The 26,978-nt window shown below is 73.5% G+C and carries 26 protein-coding genes, 6 tRNA genes and 1 pseudogene; 14 read left to right on the top strand and 19 right to left on the bottom strand.

Going from position 1 to position 26,978, the window contains the following annotated elements:
* Positions 1-345 precede the first annotated feature (345 nt).
* The 5 genes and pseudogenes from PV342_RS05960 to PV342_RS05940 form a co-directional block, all read right to left on the bottom strand.
* Positions 346-1,080 carry an HAD family hydrolase gene (locus PV342_RS05960; RefSeq protein WP_500316193.1) on the bottom strand — a complete coding sequence of 245 codons (735 nt, stop codon included), beginning with the start codon at positions 1,078-1,080 and terminating at the stop codon, positions 346-348.
* Positions 1,081-1,674: 594 nt separating this feature from the next.
* Positions 1,675-2,447 (bottom strand): annotated as a pseudogene (locus PV342_RS05955) (carbohydrate ABC transporter permease); the annotation flags it as partial.
* Between the two features lie 37 nt (positions 2,448-2,484).
* Positions 2,485-2,874 carry a hypothetical protein gene (locus PV342_RS05950; RefSeq protein WP_500316050.1) on the bottom strand — a complete coding sequence of 130 codons (390 nt, stop codon included), beginning with the start codon at positions 2,872-2,874 and terminating at the stop codon, positions 2,485-2,487.
* Positions 2,875-3,192: 318 nt separating this feature from the next.
* Positions 3,193-3,264, bottom strand: a tRNA-Val gene (locus PV342_RS05945).
* An 89-nt stretch (positions 3,265-3,353) separates the two neighbouring features.
* The gene (locus tag PV342_RS05940) at positions 3,354-3,830 is read right to left on the bottom strand and encodes a TIGR02611 family protein (protein ID WP_500316049.1); all 477 of its coding nucleotides are present in this window, start codon (positions 3,828-3,830) and stop codon (positions 3,354-3,356) included.
* Between the two features lie 190 nt (positions 3,831-4,020).
* On the opposite strand from PV342_RS05940, the gene PV342_RS05935 reads away from it, so the two are divergent.
* Together PV342_RS05935 and PV342_RS05930 are read left to right on the top strand one after the other, a co-directional pair.
* A complete protein-coding gene (locus tag PV342_RS05935; RefSeq protein WP_003959770.1) occupies positions 4,021-4,434 on the top strand; it encodes an SsgA family sporulation/cell division regulator in 414 nt (137 codons plus the stop codon).
* 156 nt (positions 4,435-4,590) lie between these two features.
* Positions 4,591-5,175, top strand: coding sequence for a CGNR zinc finger domain-containing protein (locus PV342_RS05930; protein ID WP_400800577.1), 585 nt, complete (start codon positions 4,591-4,593; stop codon positions 5,173-5,175).
* Here PV342_RS05930 and PV342_RS05925 read toward each other — a convergent pair.
* Positions 5,154-5,288, bottom strand: coding sequence for a hypothetical protein (locus tag PV342_RS05925; protein WP_018564240.1), 135 nt, complete (start codon positions 5,286-5,288; stop codon positions 5,154-5,156). The two genes, PV342_RS05930 and PV342_RS05925, sit on opposite strands and share 22 nt — an antisense overlap.
* A 144-nt stretch (positions 5,289-5,432) precedes the next feature.
* Positions 5,433-5,879: a hypothetical protein gene (locus PV342_RS05920; protein ID WP_361013440.1), complete on the bottom strand. Its 447-nt coding sequence runs from the start codon at positions 5,877-5,879 to the stop codon at positions 5,433-5,435.
* 126 nt (positions 5,880-6,005) lie between these two features.
* On the opposite strand from PV342_RS05920, the gene PV342_RS05915 reads away from it, so the two are divergent.
* Positions 6,006-6,512, top strand: a complete 507-nt coding sequence (locus PV342_RS05915) for a DsbA family protein (protein WP_329188909.1) — start codon at positions 6,006-6,008, stop codon at positions 6,510-6,512.
* A gap of 149 nt (positions 6,513-6,661) precedes the next feature.
* Here PV342_RS05915 and PV342_RS05910 read toward each other — a convergent pair whose 3' ends face one another.
* The 3 genes from PV342_RS05910 to PV342_RS05900 form a co-directional block, all read right to left on the bottom strand.
* Positions 6,662-7,498, bottom strand: coding sequence for a GNAT family N-acetyltransferase (locus PV342_RS05910; protein ID WP_500316046.1), 837 nt, complete (start codon positions 7,496-7,498; stop codon positions 6,662-6,664).
* Between the two features lie 64 nt (positions 7,499-7,562).
* Positions 7,563-8,426 carry an aminotransferase class IV gene (locus PV342_RS05905; RefSeq protein WP_400800585.1) on the bottom strand — a complete coding sequence of 288 codons (864 nt, stop codon included), beginning with the start codon at positions 8,424-8,426 and terminating at the stop codon, positions 7,563-7,565.
* Positions 8,413-9,480 carry a chorismate-binding protein gene (locus tag PV342_RS05900; protein WP_500316044.1) on the bottom strand — a complete coding sequence of 356 codons (1,068 nt, stop codon included), beginning with the start codon at positions 9,478-9,480 and terminating at the stop codon, positions 8,413-8,415. Before PV342_RS05900 ends, PV342_RS05905 begins: the two co-directional genes overlap by 14 nt.
* A 202-nt stretch (positions 9,481-9,682) precedes the next feature.
* Here PV342_RS05900 and PV342_RS05895 point away from each other — a divergent pair.
* The 5 genes from PV342_RS05895 to PV342_RS05875 all read left to right on the top strand — a co-directional run bounded on the left by PV342_RS05895 (position 9,683) and on the right by PV342_RS05875 (position 10,155).
* Positions 9,683-9,755, top strand: a tRNA-Gly gene (locus PV342_RS05895).
* Positions 9,756-9,782: 27 nt separating this feature from the next.
* Positions 9,783-9,853, top strand: a tRNA-Cys gene (locus tag PV342_RS05890).
* Positions 9,854-9,857: 4 nt separating this feature from the next.
* Positions 9,858-9,929, top strand: a tRNA-Val gene (locus PV342_RS05885).
* A gap of 44 nt (positions 9,930-9,973) precedes the next feature.
* A tRNA-Val gene (locus PV342_RS05880) sits at positions 9,974-10,045 on the top strand.
* A 35-nt stretch (positions 10,046-10,080) separates the two neighbouring features.
* Positions 10,081-10,155, top strand: a tRNA-Val gene (locus PV342_RS05875).
* A gap of 41 nt (positions 10,156-10,196) precedes the next feature.
* Here the strand turns inward: PV342_RS05875 and PV342_RS05870 are convergent.
* The 4 genes from PV342_RS05870 to PV342_RS05855 all read right to left on the bottom strand — a co-directional run bounded on the left by PV342_RS05870 (position 10,197) and on the right by PV342_RS05855 (position 12,380).
* Positions 10,197-10,490 carry a TFIIB-type zinc ribbon-containing protein gene (locus PV342_RS05870; protein WP_078620275.1) on the bottom strand — a complete coding sequence of 98 codons (294 nt, stop codon included), beginning with the start codon at positions 10,488-10,490 and terminating at the stop codon, positions 10,197-10,199.
* A gap of 7 nt (positions 10,491-10,497) precedes the next feature.
* Positions 10,498-11,475 carry a phosphotransferase enzyme family protein gene (locus tag PV342_RS05865; RefSeq protein ID WP_386990336.1) on the bottom strand — a complete coding sequence of 326 codons (978 nt, stop codon included), beginning with the start codon at positions 11,473-11,475 and terminating at the stop codon, positions 10,498-10,500.
* Between the two features lie 194 nt (positions 11,476-11,669).
* Positions 11,670-11,873 carry a hypothetical protein gene (locus PV342_RS05860; RefSeq protein WP_500316042.1) on the bottom strand — a complete coding sequence of 68 codons (204 nt, stop codon included), beginning with the start codon at positions 11,871-11,873 and terminating at the stop codon, positions 11,670-11,672.
* 264 nt (positions 11,874-12,137) lie between these two features.
* Entirely contained in the window at positions 12,138-12,380 is a 243-nt protein-coding gene (locus PV342_RS05855; RefSeq protein WP_037733380.1) for a DUF8836 family protein, read from the bottom strand.
* Between the two features lie 207 nt (positions 12,381-12,587).
* Here PV342_RS05855 and PV342_RS05850 point away from each other — a divergent pair, with 207 nt between their 5' ends.
* From PV342_RS05850 to PV342_RS05835, 4 genes are all read left to right on the top strand, one after another.
* Complete coding sequence (locus PV342_RS05850; protein ID WP_500316191.1) at positions 12,588-13,811, top strand: serine/threonine-protein kinase; 1,224 nt, start codon at positions 12,588-12,590, stop codon at positions 13,809-13,811.
* Between the two features lie 170 nt (positions 13,812-13,981).
* Positions 13,982-14,743, top strand: coding sequence for a VOC family protein (locus tag PV342_RS05845; protein WP_400800601.1), 762 nt, complete (start codon positions 13,982-13,984; stop codon positions 14,741-14,743).
* A gap of 5 nt (positions 14,744-14,748) precedes the next feature.
* On the top strand, positions 14,749-15,495 hold the full coding sequence (locus PV342_RS05840; protein ID WP_392613465.1) for an SDR family NAD(P)-dependent oxidoreductase: 747 nt from the start codon (positions 14,749-14,751) through the stop codon (positions 15,493-15,495).
* Between the two features lie 64 nt (positions 15,496-15,559).
* Positions 15,560-16,327 (top strand): TetR/AcrR family transcriptional regulator, encoded by a 768-nt coding sequence (locus PV342_RS05835; RefSeq protein ID WP_500316040.1) that lies wholly within the window; start codon positions 15,560-15,562, stop codon positions 16,325-16,327.
* A 7-nt stretch (positions 16,328-16,334) separates the two neighbouring features.
* Here PV342_RS05835 and PV342_RS05830 read toward each other — a convergent pair whose 3' ends face one another.
* Together PV342_RS05830 and PV342_RS05825 are read right to left on the bottom strand one after the other, a co-directional pair.
* Positions 16,335-17,387: a CU044_5270 family protein gene (locus PV342_RS05830; RefSeq protein WP_400800606.1), complete on the bottom strand. Its 1,053-nt coding sequence runs from the start codon at positions 17,385-17,387 to the stop codon at positions 16,335-16,337.
* Complete coding sequence (locus PV342_RS05825) at positions 17,384-18,037, bottom strand: RNA polymerase sigma factor (protein ID WP_329188897.1); 654 nt, start codon at positions 18,035-18,037, stop codon at positions 17,384-17,386. Before PV342_RS05825 ends, PV342_RS05830 begins: the two co-directional genes overlap by 4 nt.
* 192 nt (positions 18,038-18,229) lie before the next feature.
* Between PV342_RS05825 and PV342_RS05820 the strand changes: the two genes are divergently transcribed.
* Positions 18,230-19,414: an acyl-CoA dehydrogenase family protein gene (locus PV342_RS05820; RefSeq protein WP_400800612.1), complete on the top strand. Its 1,185-nt coding sequence runs from the start codon at positions 18,230-18,232 to the stop codon at positions 19,412-19,414.
* Positions 19,411-20,532, top strand: coding sequence for an acyl-CoA dehydrogenase family protein (locus PV342_RS05815; RefSeq protein WP_400800615.1), 1,122 nt, complete (start codon positions 19,411-19,413; stop codon positions 20,530-20,532). The genes PV342_RS05820 and PV342_RS05815 overlap by 4 nt, the downstream gene beginning before the upstream one ends.
* Before the next feature lies 1 nt (position 20,533).
* Here the strand turns inward: PV342_RS05815 and PV342_RS05810 are convergent, their stop codons facing one another.
* The 3 genes from PV342_RS05810 to cobT all read right to left on the bottom strand — a co-directional run bounded on the left by PV342_RS05810 (position 20,534) and on the right by cobT (position 26,739).
* Positions 20,534-21,352, bottom strand: a complete 819-nt coding sequence (locus PV342_RS05810; RefSeq protein ID WP_500316037.1) for a TrmH family RNA methyltransferase — start codon at positions 21,350-21,352, stop codon at positions 20,534-20,536.
* 46 nt (positions 21,353-21,398) lie between these two features.
* Positions 21,399-22,646 carry a uroporphyrinogen-III C-methyltransferase gene (gene cobA, locus PV342_RS05805; RefSeq protein ID WP_400800621.1) on the bottom strand — a complete coding sequence of 416 codons (1,248 nt, stop codon included), beginning with the start codon at positions 22,644-22,646 and terminating at the stop codon, positions 21,399-21,401.
* A gap of 919 nt (positions 22,647-23,565) precedes the next feature.
* The gene (cobT, locus tag PV342_RS05800; RefSeq protein WP_500316035.1) at positions 23,566-26,739 is read right to left on the bottom strand and encodes a nicotinate-nucleotide--dimethylbenzimidazole phosphoribosyltransferase; all 3,174 of its coding nucleotides are present in this window, start codon (positions 26,737-26,739) and stop codon (positions 23,566-23,568) included.
* Between the last annotated feature and the right edge of the window lie 239 nt (positions 26,740-26,978).

The following is a 26,978-nucleotide window of genomic DNA, read 5'->3' as shown; positions in this document are numbered from 1 at the left end:
CCCGCCCTCCCCCCAGCCTTCGGCCGGGGGTGCGTGGGTGCCCCCATCCGGCCCGGTTGGTGCGGGCCTCGCGCGGTTCGTGGTGGGCCGGGGGCGGGCCTCCGGGGCTGGGCATTCTGTACCGCATATTTATGTGCATGGGCGGGCGGTACGTGTTGTGCCGTCCGCCGGACAACACATACACGTCAGCGTCCAGAACGCCCACCCTCCCCCAGCCTTCGGCCGGGGGTGCCCCCGACTCCCCCGCCGCCCGTGGGGGGTGAGGAGGCGGTCCGGAGTGGCCGCACGTGCCAGCGTCCGCCCTCTCCGGCCCCCTCTGTCACCCGGCAACGACGAGAGGCAGTCTCAGGGGCGCACGTGGTCACGCAGTCCGCAGGAGGCGAGCACGAGGTGCAGTCGTTCCACGGTGGCCTGGGCGAGTGGCGGGAGCAGCAGTGTCGCGATGCCCGCCTCGACCGCCGCACCGTCATAGGCGGAACGGTCGCCCACCATCAGCGCCTCGCCCGGGCCCACCTTGAGCCCGTCCAGCGCCAGGCGGAAGATGGCGGGGTCGGGCTTGCCGACACCGTGCTCGAAGGAGAGCACGAACCGGTCGACGTAACCGTCGAGGCCCGCCTTCACGAACCAGGGGCGGATGTCGAAGTGGACGTCACTGACAACGGCCACCCGTACCCCGGCGACCTTCAGCGTCGCGAGTGTCCGCTCCACGTCCACCGCGAAGAGATCGACATCCGGCTGGGCCAGTTCGTCGTACAGGGCGTCCCTCAGCGCCTCGTCGATGCCGGCGGCCGAGACCCACCGGGCGAACCCCGCACGGTACGACTCCACGGACGCGTCCGCACCCCTCATCGCCTGCACCACGTCCGGCTGCCCGATCGCCGCGTTGAGAGCCCCGCTGATCCGGCTCACCTCGAACAGCGAGGCGTCCCGGCCAAGGCGCCGCAAGGCCCCCTCGATCCACGCCCCACCCTTGGGACCGGCCTGGTCCGGCCCCCACTTGGGGACGATGAGCGTTCCCACCCAGTCGAGAAGGGCGGCCTTGAAGGTGGGTGAGTGCCGACCGGGGCGAAGTTCGATCACCTCGCCGGTATACCGGTGCCGCTTCGCGCGACGGAAGGGCGCTCCCCCCGTCACTCCCCTCCGGGCGTCGGTCGCCGAACGATACGGAGGGGGCGGGGGAGGTGGGGGCACCCCCGGCCGAAGGCTGGGGGAGGGCGGAGATGCCCGCCGCAGGCGCGAACAATCAGCACCCAACAACGGACCGCAACCACAACCCACCCTCACGCCGCTGCGCGGCCACCCCGGCCGCCCTCCCCGGACCGCCAGAGAACGGCAGTGCGAAGCCCCGTCACCACGAGGGCGACCGCGGCAAGCACGCTGACCCCGGAGCGGACGAGACGGCCAGGTCGAGCCCGAGCAGCGCGAGGCCGCCCCACCACACCAGCGTCCGGCCCCCGGCCGCCGCGAAGTCGTGCCAGGTGGACCGCTCCCCGTGCAGATGCCGACGCAGGGTCCGCAGGCGGCGGCGAACGCCGGCAGCGCGGTGACGAGCGGCAGCGCCGCCACCACCCGCCACACCCCGGTCAGCAGGCACTCGGCGAACAGCGCGAACCGGGCCGCGGAGCGGCGACGTGCACCCTCGGCCGCGGCCAGGGGCGTCATCCCTTCAGCCCCGAGGTGCCGCTGGAAGGCGAGAAAGAAGAGGATGAGGACGGGCAGCGGGGCGACCAGCGACATGGCGACCATGCCGCCGTAGTCGGCCACGCTGTCCTGGTCGATGAACATCTTCAGCCCGAGCGGGACGGTGTACCTGTCGGGCTCGTTCATGTGCAGCAGGGGCCCACGGAAATCGTTCCAGGACCATATGAACGTGAAGATGGCGCTGGTGATGAGTGCGTGCCGGCTCAAAGGGAGCACGGTGCTCCAGAGGATGCGCGGATGCCCGCAGCCGTCGATGCGCGCGGCCTCGTCCTATTCCCGGGGGAGATTGCGCATGAATTGCGCCATGGGAAAGACGAAGAACGCGTCCGCGGCGAGATATTTCCCGAGCCGCAACGGAACATAAGTGTTCATCAGATCGAGTTTCTGGAAGAGCACGTACCGCGGGATGATGCGCACTGGAAGGGCAGCACCAGCGTCGAGATCATCACCGCGAAGAGCAGGTTGCGCCCGGCGAAGCGGATCCGGGCGAAAGCGTAGGCCGCCGGCGAGCAGGAGATGAGCACGCCCGCCACCGAACCGACGGCCGGGACGGGAAAGTTGGTGAAGAAAGGTGGAGACGGGGATGTCGGCGATGCCGCGGGTCGGCCGGGCAGCGGTTCGAGGCTGCCGACGATCTCGTCGCCCGACTTGGACGAGGCCCCGACCAGCCACACCACCGGGTCGAGGATGACCGCGAGCAGGGCCAGGGCGCCCGCGTGCCAGGCGAGGGCGCGCGCCGTGCGGCGGGGGTCATCGGGCGGCCGTCCCCTCCTCGTAGTTGGCTCAGCCGCGCTGGGTGCGGAACGGCACCGCGGTCAGCAGGCCTCTCGGCGGCGTAGCGGACGATGAAGTTGACCCGGGCGAACTCGACGGCGGAAAGGTCGCCGCCGACCGAGGACTTGGGCTTGATCTGCTCGCTCTTCCTGGCCGGTCGTACAGGCACATGACCCCGCCGTTGTCGCTGGCGCCGTACTGGTCGCCCTCGGCGGCCCTGATCCTGTGGACGGCGGTGCCGAACTCGTCCCATGTCCAGTCGGCCGCGGGGGTGACGCCGACGCGCTCGAAGGCCTCGGGGTCGTGGACGAGGGCGAAGGTGTTGCCGCCGACGGGAACCCCGAGCAGTCTGCCGTCGACCTCACCGGCCCCGTTCAGGCCGGCCCGGAAGTCGTCCATGCTGACATGGCCGGCCTTGACGCGCGCGGGAAGGCGACGGAGTTCTGGAAGACGTCGGGGGCGTTGCGGTCCCGCCGTCGTCCGGATGGCCGCCACCGCCGCAGCCCGCCTGCGGCGCCAGCGCGGCGACCGCGGCCCCGTCCGCCCGCGGGGCCCGTGACCCGCGCACACTCCGCCGAACGCTCACGTCGATGCTGACGACGGAGAATGATGGAAAGCGCTTCCCCGCTGCCACCCGAGGTACCGGGACCACCGCGGCCATCGGACATACGACGAGGGCCCGGAAGCCGCTGTCGGCTTCCGGGCCCTCGGTCCGGGTGGGCGATACTGGGATCGAACCAGTGACCCCTTCGGTGTGAACGAAGTGCTCTCCCGCTGAGCTAATCGCCCCGGTGCGGACACAACATTACCGCATGTCAGCGGGTGCCCCGACCATCGTGGACGGCGCACCCCCGAGGGCGGTGGGCCCTTCCGCGGCGTCACGAGTGCAGGTCGGCCTTCCACGGCATCACGAAGCCGAACCGCCACACGTAGTAACCCAGCAGCGCGCCGATGATCGCCAGCCCGATGACGGTCAGCGTCACGTTCCGCCGCCGCACCTTCGGGTCGAGTGCCTTCTGTGCCGCCTCGGTCACTTTGCGCTTCGTCCAGCGCAGCACCAGCTGGGCCCAGACGAACTCGGTCGCCCAGACCGCCATGCCGGCGAAGATCACCACCCAGCCGGGCCCCGGCAGCGGGAGCAGGACCACGCCCGTCCCGACGATCGCCAGACCCACCAGGAAGACACCGACCTGCCAGCTCACGTGCAGCGCGCGGGAGCGCCGGATGAAACCCGGTGCCCTCGACCCCAGCGGTCGCTCGGAGCCCTCGGGCTCCCCGTCCTCGCCGCCCCCGTCGCCGGGGGTCGCGGGATCCATGGCCACAGCCACCTCCCGCTCGTCACTCTCCGCAGTCATACAGCCAAACTTACCCGAAGCCGCTTCGTCACCGGAATGGCTCGCCGGGGAGGAAAAGAACTCGGCCGGACGAGGTACCGGAACCCTCACAAACCCGTCAGAGGGGTTTACAACGTCCCCGCAGGTGGCATGTCGATTTCGCCGACGTGCGAATCCCCGAGCGCACACTGAGCGAAAGGCCCTGGCGCTTATGAACACCACGGTCAGCTGCGAGCTGCACCTGCGCCTCGTTGTGTCGAGCGAATCGTCACTGCCCGTACCCGCGGGCTTGCGGTACGACACGGCCGATCCCTACGCCGTGCACGCCACCTTCCACACCGGTGCCGAGGAGACAGTCGAATGGGTCTTCGCCCGCGACCTGCTCGCCGAAGGTCTGCACCGGCCCACCGGCACCGGCGACGTCCGGGTCTGGCCGTCCCGCAGTCACGGTCAGGGCGTCGTGTGCATCGCCCTCAGCTCTCCGGAGGGGGAGGCGCTGCTCGAGGCCCCTGCGCGGGCCCTGGAGTCGTTCCTCAAGCGGACCGACGCCGCGGTGCCCCCCGGCACCGAACACCGTCATTTCGACCTGGACACCGAGCTCTCGCACATCCTCGCCGAGAGCTGAGTCCACCGACCGTCCGTCGCCGTACGCATCTCGGGGGTACGGCGCGGACCCGACCTGCCGGAGCCGTCGTCGGGGAGCAGCGCGCTCCACGACGACGGCTCTCGCGCTAAAGTCACCGGAACGCCCGACCCACCAGGCCAGGGAGAGAGCGATTCCGTGCTGATCAACCATGACACCAGGTGCGCACTCGACTGCGTGGTGGATCTCATCAACACCACACCGGAGAGTGACGGCCGCGAGGGTCTGGCCGATCTCGCGGCGCTGCGCGCCTTCGTGGAGCGCAACGAGGTCAGCGACATCGGTTCGCTCGACGAGGACGACCTCGTCGCCGTGCGCGCCGTCCGGCAGCTCTTCACCCAGGTCTTCTCGGCGCCCGACACGCCCGAGGCCGCGACGCTGATCAACTCCCTCGTCGCCGAGGCCGGCACCACACCCCGGCTGACCGACCACGACGGCTACGACTGGCACGTCCACTACTTCGCCCCGGGCGCCTCCCTCGCCGACCACCTTGCGGCCGACTGCGGCATGGCCCTGGCGTTCCTCCTCGTCGCCGGGGAGCGGGAGCGGCTGCGCCGCTGCGACGCCCCGGACTGCCGGCGCGCCTTCGTGGACCTGTCACGGAACCGCTCACGCCGCTACTGCGACAGCCGCACCTGCGGCAACCGCCTCCACGTCGCCGCGTACCGGGCGCGCCGCCGCGAGGCCGTCGCCGTGCCGGCTCAGAACGGCCAGAGGTCGTAGAGACCGCCCAGGGCGAGCAGACCGCCGATCACGGTCAGGAACAGCATCAGCGGCGGCTGGGAGAGCGCGAAGAGGCAACCGCGTGGCTCGTCGTCGTCTGCTTCGGCTTGCATGGCCTTACGGTGTGCTCGGAGGGGACGCGAACCCGCACAACCGTACGCCCCCGGGCATGCCAAATCGCGCTCAGGGGGCGGTAGTTGAAGTCCGCCACGGCGATGATGACCTAACCCCGCCAACCCCGGGCACCAACACGCCGCTCAGATCCCCCTGCGCTTGAGGATCTCCTCGATCTCACCGAATTCGGCCAGATCGGGATCGGTCTTCGCCGCCTTAGGGACCGGTTTCTTCCCTTGCGTCAGGGCCGGCGCCCCCGCGCCCGGAGCGACCGCCCGGCCCGGCTTCGCCTCAGGGACCGCCTTGCGGCGGCCGGCGACCCGCGCGAGGACGTACAGCACGACCGCCAGGGCGAGCACGGCGAAGCCCGCCCACACCGACGGCTTGAACACCAGGCCGGCGGCCCAGTCGGCGACGGCCCGGACGACCGTCCCGGCCAGCGAGACCAGGCCCGTCATGTACAGGCCGACGGGCAGCAGTGCCGCCGCCGCGATCATCGTCGCTCTGCGGAACCTGCGCCGGTAGGCGGTGAGCAGGGCGATCGCCAGGCCCGCCGCGGACAGCGCGACACACACGGTCGAGGTCAGCATGCGGAGCTCCTCCGAAGTGTTCTGCTCGCTCCATCGTGCACCCGCCCGCCGCCCCCGGGCCACGGCCCGGCGGCAACCTCAGGGTGATCTCCGGGGCGGCTCCTCCCCCGGTGGGAGACTGGCCCCATGAACGAAGCGACTCCCCGCACCGTCGTCCTCGAGTACTGGTGCGAACTCCAGTGTCCCGACTGCGCCGCCGCCCTGACCGACCTGCACGCCCTGCGCGAGCGCTACGGCGACACCCTGGAGGTGCAGCTGCGGCACTTCCCCCTGGAGAAGCACAAGCACTCCTACGCCGCCGCCCAGGCAGCGGAGGAGGCCTTCGCCCAGGGGCGCGGCTGGGAGTACGCGGAGGCGGTCCTCGCCCGCACCGAGGAACTGGGCGAGCGCGGCGAGGCGCTGCTGGTCGAGATCGCGGCCGACCTCGGGCTCGACGCGGAGGAGGTCGACACGGCGCTCGTCGACGGGCGGCACCTGCTCGTCGTCGACGCCGACCACGCCGAGGGCAAGGCCATCGGCGTCACCGGCACCCCCACCTACGTCATCTCCGGCGAGCGCCTCGACGGCGGCACGTCCCAGGAGGGCCTCCGCGCCCGCATCGAGTCCCTCGCGGACGCGGCCCTGGGCCGCTGACCGCCACCCGCGCCCCGGTACGGGCCGCTGCCCCGCCGGCGCTCTCCCTCCCGGCCGAAGGCTGGGGAGGGAGAGCGGGGAGACCACCCGCCTCGGGCGCGCACAGCCCGCGCACACGGCGACGAACCGCGATCGCGACCGCCGGGCACTCACACAAGCGGCTTCGCCAGATGCACTTCCGTCACCTCGTACCCCAGCGAGGCGTAGAGCCCCTCTGCCGCCTCGTTCCCGGCGAAGACGTTCAGCCCCAGCCGCTCCAGCCCGGCCGCCAGGCACTCCCGCTCCGCGGCGAGCATGAGCGTGCGCCCATGACCCCGCCCGCGGTGCCCCTCGGCGACCCGGACGTTGAAGACGACCCCCGTGCCCTCCTCGCCGCGCCCGACCCACAGGTCCCCCACGGCCTCCCCCGCCGCACCGCCGGCCTCCAGCACCAGCAGCAGCGTGCCCGGCGTCGCGAGCCCCTCGGGGAGAGCGGCCCGGTCGTCCGCCTCCGCCTTGGCCAAGGCCTGCGCCTCGGGCACGCCGCGCTGCGTCCAGGACCGTACGTACTCGTCCCGCTTACGGGCCGCCCACCCCGGGTACTCCGCCTCGGTCATGGGCCGTACGACGCTGCCTTCCGGCAGCGCCGGCGGTACGTCGGGCAGCGCCTTGAGCATGCTCCGGTTGCGGACGGTGTAGCCCAGCACGCCGGCGAGCCGGAGCCCGGCCGTGTCCTGTGCCCGCACGGAGACCTCGATACGGCGGCAGCCCCATCCGCGCAGCACCTCCTCCGCGGCGAGGGCCGCGACCGTGCCGCGGCCGCGGCGCTGCTGGTCGTGGTCGATCCGCAGCGCGACGATGCGCCCGGCCTCCGGTCCGAACCGGGCGTCGGTGGACAGGGTGGTCTCCCCCACCCGGCGCCCGTTGACGCAGACGTGGAAGCGGCGGGCGCGCACTCCGCCGTGCCGTCGCTGCTCGGGCTCGGCCGGGCGCAGGGTGGTGGTCATGGTGTGGAGTTCTACCGGGTCGCCGCGGTCACGTCACGGGTTCGGCCGCCGGGGACGCCCCGGCTCAGGGGTTCGGGTGCTCCGCGGACCGCTCCGCGAAGAGCCGCATGGCCTTGGCCGTGACCGGGCCGGGGCGGGCTCCGGTGGCCAGTTCGCGGTCGTCGACCCGGTGGACGCCCTGGACGTCGCGGAGCGAGGAGGTCACGAAGATCTCCTCCGCCTCGCCGAGCGCCTCGAACGGCAAATCGGCCTCCTCGGCGCCCGCCCAGTCGATGACGAGCTCGCGGGTGATCCCGGCGAGGCAGCCCGAGGCGAGCGGCGGGGTGAGCAGCTTGCCCCCGAGGACGACGAAGACGTTGGAGCCGGTGCCCTCGCACAGGCGCCCCTGCGTATTGGCGAACAGCGCCTCGGAGGCGCCGTGCTGGTGGGCGCGGGCCAGCGCCACGACGTTCTCCCCGTACGAGGTGGTCTTCAGCCCCGCCAGGGCGCCCTTCTCGTTGCGGGTCCAGGGGACGGTGACGACGGCCGTCGTGTCGGGGCGGACGGTCGCGGCGCCGAGGGCGACGACCAGGGTGGGGCCGGTGGTGCCGCGCTCGGAGCCGAGCGGCGAGGTGCCGCCGGTGTAGGTGACGCGCAGCCGGCCGTGCGGAAGCGGGTTGGCGGCGAGGACGGCCTCGCAGGCGTGGCGCACCTCGTCCCGGTCGGGCTCGGGCAGGCCGAGGCCGCGCGCGGAGCGGGCCAGCCGGCGCAGGTGGCGGTCCATCGCGAACGCGGTGCCGCCGGTGGCCTTGAGCGTCTCGAAGACGCCGTCCCCGACGGTCAGCCCGTGGTCCATGACGGACACGGACGCCTCGTCGGTCTCGCGCAGCGCGCCGTTGACCCAGATCGCGCCCGCGGTGGTCGTGCTCACGGTGTCACTCTGCCCCATGGTTCCGTTCGCCTTCGTTCGAGTCGTACGTACCCGACGCTACCGCCAGCAGCCGGGAGGCCTTCAGTTCCGTCTCGTCCCACTCCCGCTCGGGATCGGAGCCCCAGGTGATCCCGGCGCCGGTGCCGAAGCGCAGCACGGGGCCGCCGGGGGCGGCGCGGTCGATCCAGAAGGTGCGGATGCCCACGGCGAGCTCGCCGGTGCCGCGGTCGGCGTCGACCCAGCCGATGCCGCCGCAGTAGGGGCCGCGGGGGGCGGTCTCCAGTTCGGCGATGACGCGCAGGGCGCTGGACTTGGGCGCGCCGGTGACGGACCCCGGCGGGAACGCGGCGTCCAGCAGATCGGCCCAGCCGGCGCCCTCGCGCAGTTCGCCGCGCACGGTGGAGACGAGGTGGACCAGGCCGGGGTGCTTCTCCACGACGCAGAGGTCGGGGACGGTGACCGTGCCCGTGGCGCAGACCTGGCCGAGGTCGTTGCGGACCAGGTCGACGATCATGACGTTCTCGGCGTGGTCCTTGGGCAGCAGGTCGGCCTCGGTGCGGCCGGTGCCCTTGATCGGCCCGGACTCGACGATGTCGCCGCGGCGCCGCAGGAAGAGTTCGGGCGAGGCGCTGGCCACCTCTATGCCGTGCTCGGGCAGCCGGACCGTCCCGGCGTGCGGGGCGGGGTTGCCCCGGGCGAGGACGTCCGCGAGGGCGTCGATGTCGGCGTCCGGGTCGGACAGCGGCGCGGTGAGCACCCGGCAGAGGTTGGCCTGGTAGACCTCGCCCGCCGCGATGTACTCGCGGACGCGGCGCACTCCCGCGGTGTACGCGGCGCGGTCCAGCGAGGACGTCCAGTCGCCGCGGGCGGGGCCCTTCCAGAGCCGGCGGGAGGCCGCCCTGGCGGGTTCGGGCCGTACGGTCCCGAAGCGCGCGCAGACCGTCCCGCCCTCGAAACCGGCGACCACCGCCCAGAAGCCGGAGGAGTCCAGCGCGGCGGGGTCGGTGGTGACATCCCGCAGGTCGGAGGCGACGAGGCCGCCGAATCTGGCGAGGGGCTCGAGGTCGGGCACGGGGCTTCCCAGGTCGGTCCGGTAGGGCGAGTGCGAGTCTAGGTCGGCGGCGACGGGCGAGATGCGCTGGTCACCGACCCGGCACGCTGCGGAAACGCGTTTTGGTGGCGGAGCCGTAATCCGCTAGAGTTCAACTCGTCGCCGGGACGCGCAAGCGCCTCGGCGAAGGTCCCGCCCGGGTGCGAGCTCCGGGGGAGACACTGCGGACGTGGCTCAGTTGGTAGAGCATCACCTTGCCAAGGTGAGGGTCGCGAGTTCGAATCTCGTCGTCCGCTCGAAGTGGGGGTCACCGCCCCCGCGCTGGTGGAGTGGCCGAGAGGCGAGGCAACGGCCTGCAAAGCCGTCTACACGGGTTCAAATCCCGTCTCCACCTCTGCGGACGATTAGCTCAGCGGGAGAGCGCTTCCCTGACACGGAAGAGGTCACTGGTTCAATCCCAGTATCGTCCACTGGGCCCGTAAGGGCCTTCCCGCGCTTCGGCACGGGGACCCGAGCGCGATTAGCTCAGCGGGAGAGCGCTTCCCTGACACGGAAGAGGTCACTGGTTCAATCCCAGTATCGCGCACGCTGCATCAACACCAGCACCACCGGTAGTACCGAGGACGATTAGCTCAGCGGGAGAGCGCTTCCCTGACACGGAAGAGGTCACTGGTTCAATCCCAGTATCGTCCACCACCACCCGAGGGCCGGAGCGTTCGCTCCGGCCCTCGGTCGTGTCACGACGAGAAGAGCATGTGGGCCCAGCTCTGCTGCTTGTGGTGACCGCGGTGGCCCCCGTGGTGCCCGCCGTGCGGGGCACCCCAGGCCGGGGCGGCGTGCTGCTGCTGCGGGTACGCCTGCGGGTAACCGGGCGGCGGCGGGGCGGGCTGGGCGTACTGCGACTCCATGCGGGTCAGCGCTTCGAGCTCCCCGTAGTCCAGGAAGATCCCCCGGCAGTTGCCGCACTGCTCGATCTGGACGCCGCTGCGGGTGAACGTCTGCATCGGGCCATGACACTTGGGACAGAGCATCGTCGGCTCATCTCCTCGTTCGCGCCGGCCGGGGGTCGTCCCCCGGCGTGGAACTGCACTTTACTTCCGCGATTCGGCGGCACGTATCGAGGACGGACTGTTCCGCCCCGTCGAGTGCGCGGCCCTCCTGCGCGGCCTTGGCGACGGCTGTCGCCGCGGTCTGGACCGCCAACGCCCGTGCCGCCGCGTCGAGATGCGGCCACGGGTCGCCGTCAGCGGGGACGGCGGGGCCGCCGCCGGCGCGGTACGCGCCGAGGAAGCGGCCCCAGTCGGCGGGGTCGAGCAGCCCGGCGGCGAACCACATCGCCGGCCGGGCCAGGTCCCAGGCGGGCTCGCCGAGCCCGAGGTCGTCCACGTCTATGAGGCACCACGGCCCGTCCGGCGCGGGGTGGCGCACCAGTTGGCCCATGTGCAGGTCTCCGTGGCAGAGCACCTGCCGCGGCTGCGGGGCCTCGCCGCGGGCCCAGGGCGGCAGGCCGTGCCAGGCGGCGAGCACCGCCGGGTCGCCGGGGCCGGCGGCGAGCATCCTGGCGACCGCGCGGGCCGCGCTGACCGGGCCGCGCATCTGCGGCGGCGGGCCGGGCAGCCGGGCCGGCGGCACGGTGTGCAGCCGGGCCAGGAGGGCGCCGGCCTCCGCCCAGGGCGCGGAGTCAGGGTCGTCGCGGTCGACGGGCTCGCCGAGGGGCCACAGGCTCACGGTGCGGCCCAGGAGCACGGTGCTCAGCGCGCCGCCGTGGTCGGGCAGCGGCGCCGGGGGCAGCAGGACGCCGTCCAGCAGCGGATGGGCGGCCACGCGCAGCCGCAGGGCGAGTTCGCCGGGATCGGTGCCCGGGGCGTGGGCCTTGGCGACGAGGCGGCCGCCGCGGACGACGGTGGCGTCGGGCCGCTCGGCGAGCACGGCGGGCCGTGCCTGGCCGGGCACCCGCGAGGCCGCTGCCGCGACCGCCCCCAGGGCGTGCGTCAGCGCCGCTCCGCTGCTGGTCACTCTCTCCCCCACAGCCCGTTCCACCGGCCCACTGTGCGGCAGCGCGCCGCGTACTGGCAATGCCGGGTGTGATGCCCGGGTACCGCCACAGGTACCCGGGCATTCATGCCGTCCGCCGGACCCCCGTCCCCACGGGGTTGGTTCACCGGTCCTCGCGGACCCCGGACCGCTCTTCCGGGGCCGCGGGGCGTCTGTCAGCGCCCCATCAGACCGGCTACGGACGACGCCTGTGTGACCACCGCGTCCCAGCCTCCGAAGGCCACCGCGAGCAGCACCGCGAGCGGCAGCACCATCGCCACCGCCACCAGCGGATGCCGGGTGCCCGACGGGCGTATGCCGAACGCGGCGATCCTGCTGCCGCGCGCCGGCGGCACCGTACGGCTCACCGTGTTCGCCATGGCCCTCTCCCGGGTCGTGGTCCGTGATCATGCACAGTTGTCGGAGCGGCGGGCGTTTGACCTCGGGGGACGAGTGCTCCGCCCGCCGCTTGACCTCAACACTAGGCGCGGCGCCGGCGGCCGTCGTCATGCCGTCGTACCGCTTCCCTGGCCTCCCCGAGGATGACTCCGGGTCCAGCTGTGTACTCCCCTGGGTGGAGGGACCCGGCCGCACCCCCGGGACATCCCCGAGGGGATGTCCCGGGCGGGCGTCCTCGGGGCCCTTCAGGCGCGCTCCTCGTCCTCCGCGTCGCCGGTCGGCATGGGCTGCTCGACCAGGGCGAGAACCCGGGTCGCCATGAAGCGCGCGGTGCGCACCACGGAGCCGGACCGGGTGACTTCGCTCACTTCCACGACCCCTCGGCGGACCGCTGTCTCGACCCTGCGGCCCGCCCTGGTGGCCACCACTTCATACGTCCTCGTCGTGTCGCCGGCGTCGACGACTATCTCCACACGATCACCCTTCATGGCGTCAATCTTCCTTGTCCGATGGACTGTTGACGGCATGACGAAATTCCTGGCCGTCAGCGGCAGGAATTTTCCCCACTCTTCAAGGATCCCATCCGGCACTGACAATCCACCGCCCGGCGCGGGCGCGGCCTCGCGGCACGACGGGCGGTCAGTCCGTAAGCTGTCGGCGTCAGACTGGCCAGGCAGGCAGCGGGGATGGACGACATGGCGATGATGCGGCTCCGGCGCGAGGACCCGCGTGTCGTCGGCTCGTTCCGGCTGCACCGGCGGCTGGGCGCCGGCGGCATGGGCGTCGTCTACCTGGGTGCCGACAAGCGCGGCCAGCGGGTCGCGCTGAAGGTGATCCGCCCCGAGCTGGCCGAGGACCAGGAGTTCCGCTCGCGCTTCGCGCGCGAGGTGTCCGCGGCGAGACGCATCCGCGGCGGCTGCACGGCCCGGCTGGTCGCCGCCGACCTGGACGCGGACCGCCCGTGGTTCGCCACGCAGTACGTCCCGGGGCCCTCGCTGCACGACAAGGTCGCCCGCGACGGCATGCTCCCGGCGGCCGAGACCGCGTCCATCGGATCCGCCCTGGCGGAGGGGCTGGTCGCCGTCCACGAGGCCGGGGTCGTCCACCGCGACCTGAAGCCCTCCAACATCCTGCTGTCGCCCAAGGGCCCGCGGATCATCGACTTCGGCATCGCCTGGTCCACCGGCGCGAGCACCCTCACCCACGTGGGCACCGCCGTCGGCTCCCCCGGCTTCCTCGCGCCGGAGCAGGTGCGCGGGGCGGCGGTCACGCCGGCCACCGACGTCTTCGCCTTCGGCGCGACGCTCGCGTACGCCGCGATGGGCGACTCGCCCTTCGGGCAGGGCAGTTCGGAGGTCATGCTCTACCGGGTCGTCCACGAGGAGCCGGACCTCGCCGGTGTGCCGGACTCGCTGGCCCCGCTGGTGTACGCGTGCCTCGCCAAGGACCCTGAGCAGCGGCCCAGCACGGTCCAACTCTCCGAGCGACTGGCCGAGATCGCCGCCCGCGAGGCCCGCGGACTCGGGGTTGCCCCGGGCCGGCGCGACATCGTGCCCAGGGCGTCCGGTCCGCGCCCCGAGCGGCCCACGGGCACGCGGGCGCAGGAGTACGCGGAGCAGCACACCGAGCGCCGGACCGCGCCGGGCACCCCCGCGGCGCCGCGCACCCCCGCCTCCCCCCGTACGCCCGCCGCGCCGCGCACCGCGGCCCGGACCCCGGCCGGACGCACTCCGGCCGGCCGCACGCCCGCCGGCCGCAGGCCCGCGGGCGCGGACCGCAGGCTGCTGCGGCAGCGGCTCATCGTCTTCGTCACCGTGACCCTCCTCGTCGCGCTCGGCATCGCCGCCGCGCAGGGCTGCCAGGGCCCGAGCCGCGGCCTCGGCCTGCTGCCCGGCGTGACGGCATCCCACACGCCGTAAGCGCCCGGCCGGCACGAACACCCACGCCTTCACCGACGTCGTCCTCACCACGGCGCGGCGCGTACCCATGCCCACGAGTGTGACCTCGGTCGCCACCTTTGTCATTGGCTGACACGCGTGTCTATAGTCGACAGGCAGGGGGGCAGAACCGGCGCAGCGAGGAGCAGCGAATGGACACGACCACGGCCGGTGCACCCGGCACCCCCTACTGGGCACAACTGGGATCGCCCGACCCGCAGACGGCGGCAGCGTTCTACGGCGCGCTGTTCGGCTGGGACTTCACCGAGGACCCCGCACGCGGCCCCGGCCACCTGACGGCCCGGCTGCGCGGGCTCCCCGTCGCGGGTCTCGGGCCGGTCGGCGACCTGCCGAGGCCGGGCTGGACGGCCTGCTTCACTGTGCACGACACCGACAAAGCCGCCGCCTCGGTCGTCGCCGCCGGCGGCAGCGTCCTCGCCAGGGCCCCCTACCGCACCGACGCGGGCGGCGGCGAGGACCTGTACGCGGACCCGAGCGGAGCGCACTTCGCCGTCCGGGAGCCGGACGCCCGGCAGGCCCCCTCCGCGGCCGCCGGACCCGGCGGCTTCGCCCTGGCCGAGCTCATCACCGACGACGTCGACGCCAGTGCCGCCTTCTACGGCGCGCTGTTCGGCTGGACGCCCGGCGACCCCGCCGGGCCGCTGGGCCGGCGCGAGTGGCGGCTCGACGGCACGGCCGTCTCGCTGCTGCTGCCGCGCCCCGCGGCGATGCCCCGGGAGATACCGCCCTACTGGGACGCGTACTTCACCGTCACCGACGTCTCCGCCGCGACCGCGCGCGCGACCTCGGCGGGAGGCACCCTGCTCATGCCGTCCACCGACATCGGCAGTGGAAGCATCGCCGTGCTCCTCGATCCGACGGGTGCCGTCTTCACCCTCGTCGAGCCGAGGTGACGGCCATGTCCGTGAAGGGGAAGACCGGCATCGTGACCGGCGCCGGGTCCGGGCTCGGCGAGGCGGGGGCCAGGCGGCTCGCCCGCGAGGGCGCCAGGATCGTCGTGGCCGACGTCGACGGGGCCGCCGCCGAACGCGTCGCCGACGGGATCAACCGCGCGGGAGGCGAGGCCGCGCCGTACGAGGTCGACGTCGTGTCCTTCGAGGACACCCGGCGGCTCGTGGAGTTCACCGTCACCACCTTCGGCGGCCTCGACATCGCCTTCAACAACGCGGGCGTGACCCCGCGACTGGTCGACGCGCACGAGATCGACCCGGCGGACTGGCTGCGCGTGATCGACGTCAACCTGACCGGTGTCTTCGCGTGCATGCAGGCCGAACTGGCCCACTTCGCGGCGCACGGCGGCGGCGCCATCGTCAACATGGCGTCCACCGCGGGGGTCATGGCACACGCCGGGCGGGCCGCGTACGCCGCCTCCAAGCACGGCGTCGTCGGCCTCACGCGCTCCGCGGCCGTGGAGTACGCGCAGCGCGGCATCCGCGTCAACGCGGTCGCACCCGGCCCGATCGACGCGCCGTCGGCGCGGGCACTCCCCCCGGAGGTCCGTGCCGCGATCGCCGCGAAGACCGCGATGAACCGCACCGGCGGCGTGGAGGACGTCGCCGCGGTGGTGAACTTCCTGCTGTCGGACGAGGCGTCCTTCGTCACCGGTTCCGTGTACGAGGTCAACGGCGGCCAGACCCAGCTGTGAGTGACGGACGACGACAGATCCGTCCCTGCGCGCCAGGGGTTTCAGCCTTGGCTACGCTGAGGCCATGAGCAGCACGGATCCTCTGCGGTCGGGCCTTCGCGAGCTGACCCGCCAGTCGGTGAGGGCGCAGATCTCCGACCGCGCGATGAAGTTGTTCATCGAGCACGGCTTCGAGAAGACGACCATCGAGCAGATCGCGGCGGAGATCGGCATGTCCGGGCGGAGCGTCTCGCGCTACTTCGCCAGCAAGGAGGACATGGTCGTCGGCAACCTCACCGGGATCGGGCAGGGCATCGCCGACCGCCTCGCGGCACGCCCCGCCGACGAACCCGTGTGGGAGGCACTGCGCCGATCCCTCGACGAGCACGTGGCCGCGCTCGACCGCGACCCGGACGGCACGCTGCTCGCCACCTCCGTGATGCTGGCCGGGACACCCGCCCTGCAGGGGGCGCTGGCGAAGAAGCAACGGGAGTGGCAGGACCTGCTCGTTCCCCTCGTGGCGGAGCGCCTCGGCGGGGGCGAGCACCGTGAGTTGAGGGCGCGCGCCCTCGCCGTGACGGTGCTGTCCTGCCTCAACGCGGCCGTGGGCGCGTGGACGGACAGTGGGGGGGCCGAGCGGGTCGACGTGCTCGTCGATGTGGCGCTGGGCGCGGTGGGCGAGGCCGCGGGTGAGGCTTCCGGCGGCCCGCGTCACGCGAGCGCGCCCCAGGCCGAATCGTCACCGGCCGAGTCGTCACAGGAGCGCCGGCCGACCGGGCGGACCGACCGCCGGCTCCCGCCCGACGCACCGCGCGGACTCCCCGCTCCGGGGAGCGGGGAGTCCGTGCGGTAGCGCCGGGTCAGCCCGCGGTGTCGGCGGAGACCTCGCCAGGGCTGTCGACGACACCGCTCGCCATGACGGCGTCGATGCCGTACAACGTATCGGTTCCGCCGGTGCCCTTGGCGGCGGTCATGTAGGACCGCGAGCCGAGGTAGGCGAAGGTCTTCTTGTCGAAGATCCATTCGTCGCGGGTGGCGGACCCGGGGTCCTCGCGCGTGATGCCGATGCCGCGGCGTCCTGCCGCATCGGCGGCGTCGGGCACCATGGTGACTCCGGGGATCTTCTCGACGACCTTGTACAGCGCGGAGGCGGTGGCGGGCGGCATGATCGTCGAGCGCAGCAGCTCACCGATGTTCCGGAAGACGGTCTCGTCCTGCGACAGGTCGCCCCAGGGCTCGGTCTGGGCGTAGAGCAGGGTGCGCAGGGCCTCGGGGTCCGTGGGCAGCGAGGCCAGCCACTTGTATGTGACGTGGTCCAGGCCCGCGCCCACGGGCGAGGTGCTGACGATGGGGACCAGTTCGCCGGGCATGACCGCGTCCTTGCCCGTGTCGCGGATCCAGCCCGTCCTGGTGGTGGGGCCGGAGCCCTGGGCGGTCCACACCTCGTGCCTGCCCGGCGCACCGAGCCGGACCGGGCTGTTCAAGGCGCCCTTGTTCTCGCGGCTCAGGAACGCGACGTACACGAACTGGCCGTCCTCCACCGGCGTCACGTCCCGTGTCATGGCGGCGGCAGCGATCCGGTCGAGGGTGACGGCCGCGCCGTTGTCCTTCGCCGGCCCGGCGACGGAGGTCCGGCGCGGGGCGGAGGTGTGGTCACCGCCGGACGCGGTGACGACCAGCACGCCGGTCAGTACGGCTGCCACGGGCAGGACCATCGCCGGACGGAGCCGACGGCTGAGCCGTGCCATCGGCGTCCGGGCGTCGGAGATGCCGTCCCGGTCGATCTGTTGCATCAGAACTTCCTTGTGGTGGAGGTGACGGTTCGGCGAGAGGTCCCAGGCGGCCGAGGCCGCCAGCAGTTCTTCCGCGGCGCTCCGGGGGGAGCCGGGGCCGTGCGGATCATCGGCGTTCATGGGGTTTCCTCCTGCAGAAAGAGCGCCGCGAACGCGGCCTCGCTCTCTATCCCTCCGCGGGCGCCGTCCGGTTCCACCCTCGCGCCCGGCGCTGGTGCGGCACTCAGCCTGGCCAGTCGGTTCCGGGCGCGCGAGAGCCGCGAGCGCACGGTGCCGACCGGGATGTCCAGGGCCTCGGCGGCTTCCCGGTAATCCAACCCGGCCGCCACGCACAGGGCGATCACCTCCCTGTCCTGGCGGCGCAGCCGGCGCAGCGTGTCGTAGACGGCCGCCAGGCGGCGGGCGTCGTCGATCCGGCCGGCCGTCTCCTCCGCGAAGTCCTCGACGGGGCGGGGCTCCGGGCTGCGTGCCAGGAAGGCGAGCTTCCGCCGCAGTCCCCGGTTGGCGTTGTGAGCCTTGTACGTGGCGATGCCCAGCAGCCACGGGGTGAGGGAGCCGCCCTCGGGATCCACGGTCTCCCGCGCGCGCCAGGCGGCGAGGAACGTCTCGGACATGACGTCCTCGGCCTCCGGCCAGCTACCGGTCAACCGCAGCGCGTGACTGTAGACCGCTCGCGCGTTCCGTTCGTACAGATCGGCGAACGCGGTGCGGTCTCCTGCTCGGATGCGCCCACGCGACGGTTCTGATGGTTCTCTTTGCGTCACATTCATTACCCTCCGCCGCCCCGGCAGAGTTCCTGTGTCCGCCGTCACACAGCCGTCAGGGAGGCGTCAGGGTCATGGAAGCACACACCGGCTGACGCCTTCGACATGCGGGCCCACCAGGGGGTGACGGGAGGCCACTCCGTGAGTTAGTTTCTAAGCGCTTGCTTAGGCTACGCACACGCGGAGGGACGCATTCGCATGACGGTCACACCGGAGGAGCTGCGCGAGCGAGTGCACGCGCTGCTGGCCTCTCACCATCCCGCGGCGACGGACCGCCTGGACTTCCTGCGGGCCCGGTTCGACGCCGGTCTGGCGTGGGTGCACTACCCGCAGGGCCTCGGCGGTCTGGGCGCGCCCCGCGCCCTGCAGGGGGTCGTGGACGCCGAACTGACCGCCGCCGGGGCTCCGGACAACGAGCCGCGCCGGATCGGCATCGGCCTCGGGATGGCCGCGCCCACCGTCCTCCGGTACGGCACCGAGGAGCAGAAGGCCCGCTTCCTGCGCCCGCTGTGGACCGGCGAGGAGGTCTGGTGCCAGCTGTTCAGCGAGCCCGGCGCCGGCTCGGACCTGGCCGGCCTGCGCACCAAGGCCGTACGCGACGGCGACGGCTGGATCGTCACCGGCCAGAAGGTGTGGACGTCCAACGCCCACAATGCGCGCTGGGCGATCCTCATCGCCCGCACCGACCCGGACGTCCCCAAGCACCAGGGCATCACGTACTTCGTGTGCGACATGACGGCCCCGGGCGTCGAGGTTCGGCCGCTGCGGCAGATCACGGGCGAGGCCGAGTTCAACGAGGTCTTCCTGACGGACGTCCGCATCCCCGACGCGCACCGCCTCGGCGAGGTCGGCGACGGCTGGCGGGTGGCGCAGACGACGCTGATGAACGAGCGGGTCGCCATCGGCGGCACCGCGCTTCCCCGCGAGGGCGGGATGATCGGAACCGTGGCCGCGACATGGCGGGAGCGGCCCGAGCTGCGCACCCCGGACCTGCACGACCGGCTGCTGCGGATGTGGGTGGAGGCCGAGGTCACCCGCCTCACCGGCGAACGGCTGCGGCAGCAGCTCGTCGTGGGCGCCCCGGGCCCCGAGGGCTCGGGCATGAAGCTGGCCTTCGCCTCGCTCAACCAGCGCATCAGCGGCCTGGAGGTGGAACTGCTGGGCGAGGAAGGCCTGCGCTACGGCGACTGGACGATGACCCGCCCGCAGATCGTCGACTTCTACGGCCGCGACGCCGGTTACCGCTATCTGCGGGCCAAGGGCAACTCGATCGAGGGCGGTACCTCCGAGATCCTCCGCAACATCATCTCCGAGCGTGTCCTCGGCCTGCCCTCCGAGCCGCGTACGGACAAGGACGTCCCCTGGAAGGACCTGCCGCGATGAGCTCCGACCTGCTCTACTCCGACGTCGAGAACGACCTGCGCGCCGCGGTGCGCGGCCTGCTCGCCGACCGGTGCGCCCCCTCGGACGTCCTGGCCCGCTGCGAGGGCGACGAGCCGTACGACTCCGCGCTGTGGCGCACCCTGGCACGGGAGGTCGGGGTCGCCGGGCTGCTGGTGCCGGAGAAGCTCGGCGGCCAGGGCGCCTCCGCGCGGGAGGCGGCAGTGGTGCTGGAGGAACTGGGGTCATTCGTGGCTCCCGTGCCCTTCCTGGGCAGCGCCGTGCTGGCCACCACGGCGCTGCTGGCGGCCGGCACCCCGGAGGCGGACACCGTCGTGGCGCGCCTCGCGGAGGGCGAGCAGACGGCCGCCCTGGCCGTGCCGCTGCCGTCGGCGCCCGGCACGGAGGTGTTCCCGGGGGTGCGGGCCGACGCGGGCGGCGTTCTCGGCGGGCGTGTGACCAGCGTCGCCGACGCGACCGCCGCGGACGTGCTGATCGTGCCCGCGACCGGCCCCGACGGGCCGGGCCTCTACGAGGTGCGCAACGACGCGCCCGGGGTCGCCCTGTCCGTGCCGGTGCCGCTCGACCTGACCCGCCCGATCGCCGACGTCACCTTCGACGGGGCGGCGGCCCGCCGGATCGCCGGCCCCGCGACGGCCGCGGCGGCCGTCGAACGCGCCCTGCTGGCCGGGGCGGGGCTGCTGGCCTCGGAGCAACTGGGCCTGGCCCAGCGGTGCCTGGACGAGACGGTGGCGTACCTGAAGGAGCGTCACCAGTTCGGCCGGGTCGTGGGCTCCTTCCAGTCCCTGAAGCACCGGCTCGCGGACCTGTGGCTCGAGGTCGTCCAGGCCCGCGCCGCGGCACGCAACGCCGCCGACACGCTCGCGCGCGACAGCGCGGACGCCCCGGTCGCGATCGCCGTGGCGCAGGCCTTCTGCGCGCCGGTGGCGGTGCGGGCCGCCGAGGAGTGCGTCCAACTGCACGGCGGCATCGGCATGACCTGGGAGCACCCGGCCCACCTGCGGCTGAAGCGCGCCAAGGCCGACGAGATCGCCCTGGGCACCCCCGGCCGTCACCGGGCGGCTCTCGCCGCGCTGGTGGAACTGCCGGCCGCGGGCTGAGTCAGTCCCGGGGGCGGTCGGTCGCCACCGCGTAGAACGCGACGGCGGCGGCCGCCCCCACGTTCAGGGAGTCCACCCCGTGCGCCATGGGGATGCGCACCCACTCGTCGGCGGCGACCAGGGCACGGGTCGACAGGCCGTCGCCCTCGGCGCCGAGCATCAGCGCCACGCGCTCCAGTCGGTGCGGGCCGGCCGCGTCGATGTCGGTGGCCTTCTCGTCCGGGGTCAGCGCGAGCAACGTGAAGCCCGCCTCCCGCACCGCCTCCAGATCCCGGGGCCAGTTCTCCAGCCGGGCGTAGGGCACGGAGAAGACGGCGCCCATCGAGACCTTGACCGACCTGCGGTACAGCGGGTCGGCGCAGTCCGGGGAGAGCAGGACGGCGTCCATGCCGAGGGCGGCGGCACTGCGGAAGATGGCACCGATGTTGGTGTGGTCGTTGACCGACTCCATGACGACGATCCGCCGCGCGTCACCCAGCAGGTCGGCGGCGTCGGGCAGTTGTCTGCGCTGCATGGAGGCGAGGGCGCCGCGGTGCACGTGGTAGCCGGTCACCTGCTCGGCGAGCTCCGGGCTGACCGCGTAGACCGGCGCCGGGACCTCGTCGATGACGTCCCGCATGACGTCGACCCACTTGGCGGACAGCAGCATGGAGCGCATGCGGTAACCGGCCTGCCGGGCGCGCCGGATGACCTTCTCGCCCTCCGCGATGAACAGCCCCTCGGCCGGCTCGCGGCGTCTGCGCAGCTCCACGTCGGTCAGGGACGTGTAGTCGCGCAGACGCGGGTCGTCGGGGTCGTCGATGGTGATGAGCTCAGCCACAGGGTGATACTGCCTTGTCCGAAGTGCGGTGCCAACGGCACCGATGTCACTGGTTACCGCTGGTTACCCGCTCGCCGACGGCGACGACCTCGCCGATGACGATCACCGCGGGCGGCCGGACGCCCTCCGCGGCCACCCGCTCCGCCACCGTCGCGAGCGTCGCGTCGACCCGGCGCTGTGCCGCCGTCGTACCCTCCTGGATCACGGCGACGGGGGTGTCCGCGCCCCGGCCGTGCGCCACGAGGGCCGCCGCGATCGGGCCGATCCGCTCGACGGCCATCAGCAGCACCAGGGTGCCGCGCAGCCGGGCGAGCGCTGCCCAGTCCACCAGCGTCCGCGGGTCCTCCGGGGCCACATGGCCGCTGACCACGGTGAACTCGTGCGCCACGCCCCGGTGTGTGACCGGGATCCCGGCGGCGGCCGGGACGCTGATCGAGCTGGAGATCCCGGGCACCACGGTGCACGCGATGCCCGCCTCCGCGAGCGCCTCCGCCTCCTCCATGCCGCGCCCGAACACATACGGGTCCCCGCCCTTGAGCCGCACGACCGCCTTGCCCGCCTTCGCGTGCTCGATCAGCGCCGCGTTGATCGCCTCCTGCGCCATCGCCCGGCCGTACGGGATCTTCGCGGCGTCGATCACCTCGACATGCGGGGGCAGTTCGTCCAGCAGGTCGCGCGGGCCGAGGCGGTCGGCGATCACGACGTCCGCCTCCGCGAGCAGCCGGCGGCCCCGCACCGTGATCAGGTCCGGGTCGCCCGGACCGCCGCCGACCAGCGCCACGCCCGGGGTCCTCCCCCGGTACTGCGGCGCCGCGAGCGAGCCGTCCCGCAGGCCCTCCACGATCGCGTCCCGCACCGCCGCGGAACGCCGCGGGTCCCGCCCGGTCAGGACGGCGACGGTCACGCCCTCCGTACGGCCGGTCGCCGGGGTCCACGCGGTCGCCGCCTCGGCGTCGTCGCTGCGGACGCACCACACCCGGTGCTCCTCCGCCTCCGCGGAGGCCGCGGCGTTCGCCTCGGGGTCGGTGGTGGCGATCAGCGCGTACCAGGCGTCGGCGAGGTCGCCGGGCCGGTAACGGCGGCGCTCCCAGCGGATCTCGCCCGCGGCGGCCATCGCGTCCACGGACGGTGTCGCGGACGGGGAGACCAGCACGACGTCGGCGCCGGCTGCGACCAGCGGGGGCAGCCGGCGCTGGGCGACCTGGCCACCGCCGAGGACGACGACGCGCCGGCCGGCGAGGCGCAGTCCGACGGGGTAGGCGGGTGGGTCGTTGCGGTCCTCGGCGGCAGTCATGGCGGTGCGGCTCCTAGGGTGTGCCTCGCGGCGTCTGCGTCTGCGGCGCGGCGCGGCGGTGGGGGTGCGGGGCGACCCTGCCCCGCCCCAACCCTACGGTGCGGGGCGGCTGCGCCGCAGCGCCCAAGATCACACCTGCGGTGCGCTTGCGGTTCGGTGGGGCCGGTTGCTCGTGTGCGGGTTGTTTGCGCCTGCGGCGGGCGGTTCCCCCGCCCGCCCTCCCTCCCCCAGCCTTCGGCCGGGGGGACCCCCATCCGGGGTGGTTGGTGCGGGCCTCGCGCGGTTCGTGGTGGGCCGGGGCGGGGCCTCCGGGGCTGGGCATTCTGTACCGCATATTTATGTGCATGGCGGGCACCTGCGCTCGGTGCCGTCCGTGCCGCACAACACATACACGTCAGCGTCCAGAACGCCCCCCCTCCCCCAGCCTTCGGCCGGGGGTGCCCCCACCTCCCCCGCCCCCTCCGTTTCGTTGGGCGACCAACGCCGGTGGGGGGTGATGGGGGCCACCCCTCCCCACACCGCCGGAAGCTGCCCCCTGCGGGGGAGGTCCCCCCGGCCACAGGCCGAGCAAGGGTGCGCGCACCGGTGGCAAGGGGCACCTCCCCCGCAGGGGTTGCCTGCGTCACGGCGAGCACGAGGGGTGGGGGCGCACCTTTGTCCTTCGGCGAGCGGCGGAACCGGCGCCTGCTCACCTTCGCCGGCAAGGAGCGGGATGGTTTGGGCGTTTGCTAGGACGCGCGTGCGGCAGCCCCCGACCGCCCCTACCACCCTCCGGCCGTCAGCCGCCCACGGATACGGATGGGGCGGGGGAGTTGGGGGCGCCCCCGGCCGAAGGCTGGGGGAGGCCGGGCGGGGGACAGCCCGCCGCAGGCGCAAACAACCCGCACACAACAACGCGCCGCAACACAGACCGACCGCGTCAGGACTTCTCCGTGACCCCCGCAGAGTCGAACGTCGCCACCTCATGCATCGCGCGCGCAGCGCTCTGCACCAGCGGCAGCGCCAGCAACGCACCCGTGCCCTCGCCGAGCCGCAGGTCCAGCTCGACCAGCGGCCGCAGGCCCAGCTTCGTCAGCGCCGCCCGGTGGCCGGGCTCCGCGCTGCGGTGGCCCGCGATGCAGGCCGCGAGGACCTCCGGAGCGATGGCGCGGGCCACCAGGGCCGCCGCGCCGGCGCTGACGCCGTCGAGGATGACCGGGGTCCGCAGGGAGGCCGCGCCGAGCAGCAGGCCCACCATGGCCGCGTGTTCGAGGCCGCCGATCGCCGCGAGGACCTCGATCGGGTCGGACGGGTCGGGCCGGTGGAGTTCGAGGGCGCGCCGTACGACGTCGATCTTGCGGGCGTGCATCTCGTCGTTGATGCCGGTACCGCGCCCGGTGACCTCCGCCGGGTCGACCCCGGTGTAGACGGAGATCAGGGCGGCGGAGACGGTGGTGTTGGCGACCCCCATCTCCCCGGTGAGCAGCGCCTTGTTGCCCGCGGCGACGAGGTCGCGGGCGGTCTCGATGCCGACCTCGATCGCGCGCAGTGCCTCCTCGCGCGACATGGCGGGCCCGGCCGTCATGTCGGCGGTGCCGGGACGGACCTTGCGGGGCAGCAGGCCCGGCGTGCTGGGCAGGTCGGAGGCGACGCCGACGTCGACCACGCAGACCTCGGCGCCCACCTGGTTGGCGAAGGCGTTGCACACCGCCCCGCCGCCGAGGAAGTTGGCGACCATCTGGCCGGTGACCTCTTGGGGCCAGGCGGTGACGCCCTGGGCGTGCACGCCGTGGTCCCCGGCGAAGATCGCGACGGCCGCGGGCTCGGGGATCGGCGGCGGGCACTGCCGGGACAGCCCGCTGAGCTGTGCGGAGATGATCTCCAGCATGCCGAGCGCGCCGGCCGGCTTGGTCATCCGCTTCTGCCGCTCCCAGGCCTCGCCGAGCGCCTTCGCGTCCAGCGGGCGGATGCCGCGCAGCGTCTCCTCCAGGAGGTTGTGCGGCTCCTCGCCGGGCAGGGCCCGGTTGCCGTACTCCTCCTCGTGGACGACCCAGGACAGCGGGCGTCGCTTGGACCAGCCCGACTGCACCAGTTCGGGGTCCTCGGGGAACTCGTCGACGTAGCCGACGCAGAGGTAGGCGACGACCTCGAGGTGCTCGGGCAGGCCGAGTTCGCGGACCATCTCGCGCTCGTCGAAGAAGCTGACCCAGCCGACGCCGAGGCCCTCGGCGCGGGCGGCGAGCCAGAGGTTCTCCACGGCGAGCGCCGACGAGTACGGGGCCATCTGCGGCTGCGTGTAGCGGCCCAGCGTGTGGCGGCCGCCGCGGGTGGGATCCGCGGTGACGACGATGTTGACCGGGGTGTCGACGATCGCCTCGATCTTCAGCTCGCGGAACTGCTTGGCGCGGCCCTTGGGGAGGGACTTGGCGTAGGCCTCGCGCTGCTGCATGGCGAGTTCGTGCATGCGCTCGCGGGTCTTGGCCGAGCGGATGACGACGAAGTCCCACGGCTGGGAGTGGCCGACGCTCGGCGCGGTGTGCGCCGCCTCCAGCACGCGGATCAGCACCTCGTGCGGGATCGGGTCCTTGCGGAAGCCGTTGCGGATGTCCCGTCGCTCACGGATGACGCGGTGGACGGCGTCCCGTACGGCCGGGTCGTAGCCCTCGGCGGGGGGCAGCAGCAGCTCCGGGTCCTCCTCGTCGGCCACCGGCACCTCGGGCGCCCCGGGCTCGTCGGGTGCCGGCTCCGCCTCGGCCGCGGGCACGGCCTCGGGCTGCGGCTCGACGGCGGGGGCGACCGGGGTCTCCTCCTGCACGACGACGGCGGGTGCGGGCTCGACGACGGCCGCCTCCGGCTCCGGCTCCACAACAGGCACGGGCGCGGGCACGGGCAGGGGCTCCGGCTCCACCACAGGCACGGGCGCGGGCACGGGCTCCGGCACGACTGCGACCGGCTCGGGCTCGGGCACCACGACCGGTTCCGGCACCACCACCGGCTCGGGCGCCGCCGGGACGACCGGCGCCACGGGCACCTCGGTGGCCGGCTCCATGCCGAACGGCAGCGGCTCGTCCGGGGTTTCCAGCGGCGGCACGGGCGCGGCCACCGGCTCGGGCGTCGCGGGCACGACGGCGACCGGCTCGGGCTCCGGCACGACTGCGACCGGCTCGGGCTCCGGCACGACGACCTCGGGCGCCGCCGCCTCGGGCGCCGCCGGGGCCTCGTCGCGCGGGATGTCCAGGTACTCCGGCCCCGTGGTGGGCGGCCCCGCGTGGCGCATGGGCGCCGGAACCGGCTGCGGCGCGGGCGCCGGTGCGGGCGGCGGGGTGGCCGGGCCGCGGTCGGCCAGGGAGCGCACGATGCCACCACCGTTGGACGGGTCCGGGATCGGCGGGCCCATGTGGAGGGGGCGCCGCGGCGGTACGGGGGCGGCCGGGGCGGCCTCCTGCACCTGCGCGGGCACCTGGGGCTGCGGAGCCGGCTCGGCCTCCGGGGCCTGGACCTGGAGCGCGTCCTCGGCGGGCGCCGGCTGCGCGACGGTTTCGGCCGCCACGGGCACCGGCTGCTCCACCACGAACGGCGCGGCCTGCTCCGCCGGCGGCTGCTCCGGGACCGGGGTACCCGGTACGAGCGGCCCCTCGGTGCGGACCGCCGAGTAGTCGAGGGAGACGGAGTCGCGGCCGCCGCTCTCGTGGGCGTCGTGCTCGATGCCATGGGGCGCCACGGGCACCCCGAGCGGGGTGTGCTCGACCGGCACGGGCGTGGGGGCGGCGGCCTGCGCCGGGACCTGCACGGACGGGGCCACGGGAGCGGGCGCCGGGACGGGTACCGCGACCGGGACCGGCTGCGGCGGCACGGGCTGCGGGTCGGCCCAGGACCCCTGCAGACCCGGCATCAGCAGCATCTCCTCTTCCTCGTCGACCGGCGCGGGGCCGGACGGCTGGTCGAGGTAGTGGTACTCGGGAGGAACCGGCGCGGTGAGCGGATCGACGTCCCACGAGGGGACGGACTGCTGGTGCGCGCCACTGCCGGGAAGGTCGGCGTGCGGCTGCAGAACCGCTTCTTCGCCTGCGTTCTCCGGCAGTCCCTCACCCGGGACCTGGCCGGTGTCAGTCATGCGTGCCCCTCGCCCATCGGTTTCGCTCCTTCCATCGCTGCGCCGAGCACACTGCCCACAGAGAGAACGAGCGTGGGCGGCAACCGGCACGACGACGGCGATTGACCGGTACTGACCATTACTGATCAGCCCTCACGCGACGTCAATGCGCGACAACGGCACAGCGGTCCGTCAGCCTACCGTGCGTGTGTCCGCGCGTGCTCAGGGGGGTTCACCTCAAACCGGTGCCAATGCGGGCG

Source organism: Streptomyces sp. PA03-3a (assembly GCF_033792735.1).
Classification (GTDB): domain Bacteria; phylum Actinomycetota; class Actinomycetes; order Streptomycetales; family Streptomycetaceae; genus Actinacidiphila.
Note: the sequence above shows the minus strand (reverse complement) of the source record. Positions and strands in the feature narration are given on the sequence as shown.